Genomic DNA, 5,365 nt, shown 5'->3' with positions numbered 1-5,365 from the left:
TTCAGCACCGGCCCCACCTGATCGACGGCTGCCTCACAGCAACCGGCCTCGCACCCCTCAGCTCATGACGACATCACGAATTCAGTCTCTGTAGTGCCCGTCTACGAACTGATCGAATAGTGAAAGCGGCCCACGTGAACGGGATCTCTTGATACAGCAGAGGTGTAGAATATCCCGCCGTACCAAGACATCCCGTGATGTTGTTGTACGCTCCCACCCCAGCCCCTGTCACCCCGATCCGGAAGCCCGCTGCTGGTGTGTGGCACGCCGGTTCGGTCACGGCACCGATCGTCCGGCCCGTGCCCGCCGCTACACCACCGATGCCACCGACGCCGAATGGCAGCAGATCGCGCCGCTGCTGCCCTGGCCGGCATGGCTCGGCGGCGCTGGTGGGCACCCGGAGATGTATTGCCGTCGCACCGTCATCGACGCCATCTGCTACGTCGCCCTGTTGACTGAACTAATTCGACTGTTTCAGCAGGTAGATAAGGGTATTGGTCTTCTGGCATGATTCCCCGGTGCTTGATCGAGGAACGTTGGGTGGAGACCTGGCGAGGGCCGAGATATCCCGAGTCGGACGGTTGGCGGAGACCGGGGATTCGTTTGATCCGTACCGGTTGATCGATCCGTGTGGTGTTTCGGTCGAGGCGGTGAGTGTGTTCTTCCGTGATCTGCAGGCCGCTGGTCGGTCCGCGGCGACGTTGCGGTCCTATGGCATGGATCTGTTGCGCTGGTTCCGGTTTCTGTGGGCTGTGGAGGTGTCGTGGGACAGGGCCACAAGTGTTGAGGCTCGGGACTTTTCGCGGTGGATTCAGCTGACTGCCAAGCCGAGACCGCCGAGGGCTCGGGTCGCGGTTCCGGGGCGTCAGCCGGTCGCACCGGGTTCGCCGAACCCGGTGACGGGCAAGCCGACGATCGGCGCAAACTACAAGGCCAGCACGATCCGGCACAGTGAGACCGTCCTCCGGTCCTTCTACGATCTGCACCTGGAGCTCGGATCCGGGCCGGTCATGAACCCGTTCCCGTTACACCGATCCCGCCGCGGCAGACGAGCGCACGCGCATCATAATCCGTTGCAGCCGTTCAAACCTGAGCGTTCCGGACGTTATCGGCCGTCGACGCCGAGGCTGCTGCCGAAGGCGATACCGGACCGCCTGTTCGACGAGTTGTTCGTCAGGCTTCCATCGAACCGGGACCGGGCGTTGGTGGCGCTCTGGATCTCGAGCGGGGTCCGGGCGTCGGAGTTGTTGGAGCTGGTCCAGAGCGGCGTCGAACCGGGGCGTCAGTTGATCACGGTGGCGCGCAAAGGAAGTCGCGCGATTCAGCAGGTTCCGGCGTCGGCCGACTCGTTCGTCTGGCTGCGGCTCTACCAGCAGGAGATGCACGGGTTGGTGCCCGTCGGCCGGAACAGGCCGTTGTGGTGGACGCTGCGCAGACCGTTCCGGCCGCTGACCTACCACGCCGCGCATCGCATGTTCGAGAGGGTCAACGATCGAATCGGCGCGAATTGGCGGCTGCACGATCTTCGTCATACGGCAGCCCAGCGGATGGCATCCGACCCGCACATGAGCCTGACCGATGTCCAATGGGTTCTCGGCCACGCTCACCGGAGCACTACCGAGATCTACACCGTCCCAACGCAAGAGCAGGTCATCGAACGAGTGGTCGCGCACCAAGCACGACGCAAGCAAGCACCACCGCCGGTTCCGGCACCGGGCTACAACCCGTCTTCGCTTCAGATCCTGCTGGGGCGCACACTGTGAGCCTCTCGCAGCTCGGGCAGCCCTCGCTCACGGCCTCGCCCGCCGGCCTGATGATGACGGCGAATGCGAATGATTCTGCGCTGCAAGCCCTCCGAGGGCAGTATCCTGCCAGGCCAGCGGTCGATTCCTGGGAACGGACTGCGCTCGCCACCGAGGATGTTCTGCATCTGGTCGCCGAGGCGACATCGACCGCGAACAACTACAGCGGCCAGCATCAACGCCGCGGCACCGACCGCCTGTTGAGGTGGTTGTCCTCGTTCCCGGGGGACACCTGGCAGCAGCGGTGGAACTCCTCACTGGCCGAACACGACGCGCAGTGGCGCGAGAGCGCGGGGCGCTGGCTCGCCGAGCAGTCGGTGGGCACGGTCGCCAGGAACCCGGTCGAGCTGGCCAGCGGGTTCCTGGTCTTGATGAGCCTGGATGTCCTGCGTCCGTCGCTGGCTCATCTGCTGCAGCGCAGGAACAACGCAGTGTTCCTGACCCGGGAGATGAGCCGCGTCCGTGATCCCGAAGGCTTCGCGCTGCTGCGCGACGCGGTCGCGGCAACGCCCGCGCTGCAGGCCGAGGGATCGGCGGCGATCGCGATGATCGCCAAAATCGTTGCGGCCAAGGGCGGAACGGTCGTCGAAGTGTCTGTCGGCGACCTGGTTCAAGCTTACGATCTGCGCCGGACGGCGGGCAAACGGGCGACCTACATGTCAGCGGCCTACGCGCTGTTGCGGCAGGTCGGGGTCCTGCCAGCCCACGCACCCGCCACGTTTCGGGCGTTGGCCAACACGACGGGACAGCGCAGCCTGGAGGCACTGCTGGACCGCTACGCGATCACCTGCGAGCCGGTCCGCGCGGTGCTCCTGGACTACCTGCGCGAACGTCAACCCTCCGTGGACTACTCGACCTTGGACCAGCTGGCGTTCATGCTCGGCGGCAAGTTCTGGGCCGACCTCGAGCGCCATCATCCCGGCATCGACTCGCTGCACCTGGCGCCGGAGGTCGCGGCTGCCTGGAAGGAACGGCGGCAATATCGGATACGCAAGGTCAAGCACGCTGACGGCACCACGACCGAGGAGCGGATCCGCCGGCTATCGGACAACGAGTTGACCACGGTTCGGGCGTTCTACCAGGACATCGCGCAATGGGCACTGGAAGAACCATCCCGCTGGGGACCATGGGTCGCCCCATGTCCAGTGCGCGACAGCGACCTCACCATCCGCCAGAGCAAGGTCAACAAGCATCGCAAGGCTCGGATGGACCAGCGCACTCGCGAACGACTTCCCGTCCTTCCACTGCTGGTCAAGACCGCTCAGGATCAGCTGGAACTGGCCAGCCGCCGACTGCGCGCGGCCCAATCGGTCGACCCAGGCCAGGATTTCGATATCGATGGCCGACGTTGGCATCGCCCTGTCCTGGCCAGGAACCTGCGAATGACCCCGCTGGTCTGGGCCGTCGATCCGGACACCGGCAAACGGCGTGACCTGGCAGCCGAGGAAGCGGCCGCCTTCTGGGCTTGGGCCATCCTGGAGACTTTGCGCCACACCGGCATTCGTGTCGAGGAACTGCTGGAGCTCGCCCACCATGCGATCACCGAATACCGGCTGCCGTCGACCGGCGAGCTCGTCCCGCTGCTGCAAATCGCGCCGTCGAAATCCGACGCCGAGCGGCTGCTGCTCATCAGTCCCGAACTCGCCGACGTCCTGAGCGCCGTGCTGCAACGGGTCCGCGGCGCGGACGGCATGGTCCCGATGGTCGCCGCCTATGACCGGCACGAACGGACCTGGTCACCACCTATGCCGCTGCTGTTCCAGAGACGCACCGGCAGCGAAATCCGCGGCATCCCCGCCTCCACCGTCAAGCAGCTTCTGAACAAGCTCCTGGACGCCACCGGCCTGACCGATGCTACCGGGCAGCCGCTGCGCTTCACACCCCACGACTTCCGCAGGATATTCATCACCGACGCCATCATGAACGGGCTTCCGCCCCACATCGCCCAGATCATCGCCGGTCACGAAAACGTCGAGACCACAATGGGATACAAGGCCGCCTACCCCGAAGAGGCGATCGAGTCCTACCGCGCATTCATCGCCCGCCGCCGCTCGCAGCGTCCCAGCGCCGAATACCGCACCCCAACCGACACCGAGTGGGACGAGTTCCTCGCCCACTTCGAGAAACGCAAACTCTCCATCGGCATCTGCGCCCGCGCATTCTCAACACCGTGTATTCACGAGCACGCTTGTGTCAGATGTTCGCTCCTACGGCCGGATCCACAGCAACGCGCCCGGCTGGAAGAAATCCGCGACAACCTCACCGACCGGATCAGCGAAGCAGAGCGGGAAGGATGGCTCGGCGAGATCGAGGGCCTGCAAGTCAGCCTCGCCGGCGCAGAAGCCAAACTGGCCCAACTCGACGAGGAAGCAACCCGGCAAACCATCATCATCAGCCTCGGCATGCCGACATTCACCGAAATCGCCACCAGCACAACCTCTTCCGAACGGTGACTGATGCCCAAGAAACAACAGTCCATCCCCGACGATGACCCCGACCTTGCCGCACTGCTCACGACCTTGGATGAATTCCTTCGAAGCCGCGAGCTGCCTGTTGGCGAGCTATTGATCGAATTCTTCGCCGTCCACGGCAGCACCCGCCCCGCTTCCGACGCCTACACCCTCGTCGACAACCTCAGTTTCACGGCTCATCGATACCGGCGTCAGGCCACTGAGAGCCCCCAGGACTGAATCGAAACCTATTCCACTACAACCGGACTCGCTCCATCCGCTAGTTCAGAGAAGCCGACAACGGCGTCAAGTGGCGTAACCTGTCCGCCGACTACGACATCGCGTGGGGCACCGTCCGTGCGATCTTCACCCGCTGGAGCCGACAGGTTTACTCTGGCCGTCCACAACGACCTGTCTGAACGAGTACGGCTGGCCGAAGACCGACGGCGCCTACGCCGGCAAGCTCGTGACCTGGGCCAAAGACACGCTCGGCTACACCATCGAGATCGTCGAACGCAGCGATGACGCCACCGGTTTCGAGGTAATCCCGCGCCGGTCGGTGGCCGAGCGCACTCTGGCGTGGATCTTCCAGCGCGCCGCTGCGTTCACGACTACGAACGGCTCCCCGAACACCACGAAGCCATGGTCCAGTGGGCCATGATCATCCTGATGCGCCGCCGCCTCGCCCGTGCCAACCCTCTGCCCGACACCGAAATGAGCAGTTCGTAGACGGACACTTACGATCTCTCGATTTTCGAGACTAACGGTGCCAAGGAGGCGGAACACTTTCGGCCGCAATGACTTCGAGTTGCGCGGTGAAAGGCAGGCAGGCATGTCGACAAGGAGTGTGCAGGCGTCACATCGCCTCGAGCTGCGTTGACTGCAGGCCGTCGTGGTGAGCGTCGAGAAAAGGCGCAGGTCATGCGTCAGGTGGGGGTAGGGGAGGCGAGCGTGCTGGTGGCGGGTGGTTCTGGGGGACCTAGGGGTAGGCCGATGCAATTACCGATACCTAGGGTCGAAGACGAAGGTACGCAACGCCATTCGCCGAATGCAAGGTTTCTTGCGGGGACGAGTGCCGTATCGCGGTCTTTGACGATCACATATTTCGGGTGG

The 5,365-nt window shown here is 64.2% G+C and carries 5 protein-coding genes; all 5 read left to right on the top strand.

Annotation, left to right across the window (positions count from 1 at the left end; translation table 11 throughout):
- The first annotated feature begins 259 nt into the window (after positions 1–259).
- The 5 genes from ACIA76_RS42405 to ACIA76_RS42385 all read left to right on the top strand — a co-directional run bounded on the left by ACIA76_RS42405 (position 260) and on the right by ACIA76_RS42385 (position 4,913).
- The gene (locus tag ACIA76_RS42405; protein WP_397161070.1) at positions 260–511 is read left to right on the top strand and encodes a transposase; all 252 of its coding nucleotides are present in this window, start codon (positions 260–262) and stop codon (positions 509–511) included.
- A gap of 139 nt (positions 512–650) precedes the next feature.
- Positions 651–1,763: a tyrosine-type recombinase/integrase gene (locus tag ACIA76_RS42400; protein WP_397161068.1), complete on the top strand. Its 1,113-nt coding sequence runs from the start codon at positions 651–653 to the stop codon at positions 1,761–1,763.
- Positions 1,760–4,255 (top strand): tyrosine-type recombinase/integrase, encoded by a 2,496-nt coding sequence (locus ACIA76_RS42395; RefSeq protein ID WP_397161066.1) that lies wholly within the window; start codon positions 1,760–1,762, stop codon positions 4,253–4,255. Before ACIA76_RS42400 ends, ACIA76_RS42395 begins: the two co-directional genes overlap by 4 nt.
- A gap of 3 nt (positions 4,256–4,258) precedes the next feature.
- Positions 4,259–4,492, top strand: a complete 234-nt coding sequence (locus tag ACIA76_RS42390) for a hypothetical protein (protein WP_397161065.1) — start codon at positions 4,259–4,261, stop codon at positions 4,490–4,492.
- A gap of 103 nt (positions 4,493–4,595) precedes the next feature.
- Complete coding sequence (locus ACIA76_RS42385) at positions 4,596–4,913, top strand: hypothetical protein (RefSeq protein ID WP_397161063.1); 318 nt, start codon at positions 4,596–4,598, stop codon at positions 4,911–4,913.
- Positions 4,914–5,365 lie beyond the last annotated feature (452 nt).

Origin of the sequence: Nocardia sp. NPDC051570 (assembly GCF_044454005.1) — a bacterium.
Taxonomy (GTDB): domain Bacteria; phylum Actinomycetota; class Actinomycetes; order Mycobacteriales; family Mycobacteriaceae; genus Nocardia.
The sequence above is the reverse complement of the archived record's forward strand: the minus strand, read 5'-3'. Positions and strand labels throughout refer to the sequence as shown.